Source organism: Mesorhizobium sp. M7A.F.Ca.ET.027.02.1.1, assembly GCF_004022985.1.
GTDB lineage: Bacteria > Pseudomonadota > Alphaproteobacteria > Rhizobiales > Rhizobiaceae > Mesorhizobium.
The window spans coordinates 1-1,218 of the sequence record NZ_RZOL01000771.1; the positions used below are offsets into that span (position 1 = coordinate 1).

Sequence of the window (1,218 nt, forward strand, 5' to 3'; positions counted from 1 at the left end):
ACGTAGATCAGCACGCCGGATCAGGGTCGTGGCCACGCTGTCCACTTCGAGCTTGGTTAGAGACACAGTGGGAGTATCGCGAAGAGGTCGGAGGACGTGTTCACCAGTTGCAACGACATTGCGAAAGCGCTCGCTGTCAAACCAAGTGACTCGATAGGAGCGAGCCTCGAGTTTTCCCGGATGAAAGGCGCTGATGGTCGAATAGGACCCGCTCACAACGTCTCCCACCGCAATGATGTCATCCGGACAGGTGATAGAGAAATAGACTATTGGCTCATCGGCCATTTCGATCAATTGCCCAGTTAGGGAAAGCTCCCAGCCTTTACGCACGACGGACAAGATCTCAATCATCTGCCAATCAATCGGGTAGCCCGATCGATGGTAGCGGCCTCCATCGTAGATGCCGAGAAAGGTCGCGGCCTCTGCGAGTTCAAGACGGAGTCCACGCGCACGTGGCTGAGGGCGCGCCGATATTGCGCTCACTGACAGCCTTGGGTTGTCGGTACAGCCATGTTTCGGCCACGGTGGCCCCAGGTGGTCAAAGAAGACACGGCTGCCACGATCATTCTGGTAATAAAAGACCGCCGCTTTGCAAACTGGGCACGTTGCGTTCGGATTGACGAAGCAGGACGAGTATCCCCGGCTGGCTCGCCCATCGCGCAGGATACGTTCCGCATCGCGGGTCTGCATCGATCTGCGCAACTGGGAGCGATCTATCCTGATGTTGCCCCATGTGCTGGAACACCAACCGCACCCGCAGTTCGGATAGTGGTTGTGGCCCCGCCCCATGACCTAAACCCCGAACACCTTCAGCACCTCGTCGCCGAAGTGGTTGATCACCTTCACCGCGATCCTCCCCGTTGCCGGCCTCGGGAATGGCCGTGACGTGTCGGAGTAGAGCGTCGCCCAGGCGTCCTCGTCGATCTCGGCCTTCAGCGCGGTCTTCAGCGACTTGTAGGGGTCGTTGGCGCCGAGGAAATAGGCGTGGCGGACGAAGAAGCTCTCCTCGTTGTAGTCGGTATCGATGAACCAGGCGGCGATACCCTTGACGTCGTCCGAGCGGATTTCGCCGGTCGACGGGTCGAAGATGTCGACGCCGTTGACCTTCACCTGCAACTCGCCGCCGGCGGTCTCGATCAGGTCGACATCCGGCTCGCCGAAGACGACGAAGAGGTTGCCCTTGCCCGTGTTCTTCAGGTCCTCGGCCATGTGCAGGTC

2 pseudogenes are annotated in these 1,218 nt (G+C 59.4%); both read right to left on the minus strand.

The annotated features are described in order from the left end of the window. Nucleotides 1–690 (minus strand): annotated as a pseudogene (locus tag EN749_RS36030) (hypothetical protein); the annotation flags it as partial. Between the two features lie 102 nt (nucleotides 691–792). Beyond that, nucleotides 793–1,218: pseudogene (locus tag EN749_RS36035) on the minus strand (site-specific DNA-methyltransferase); the annotation flags it as partial.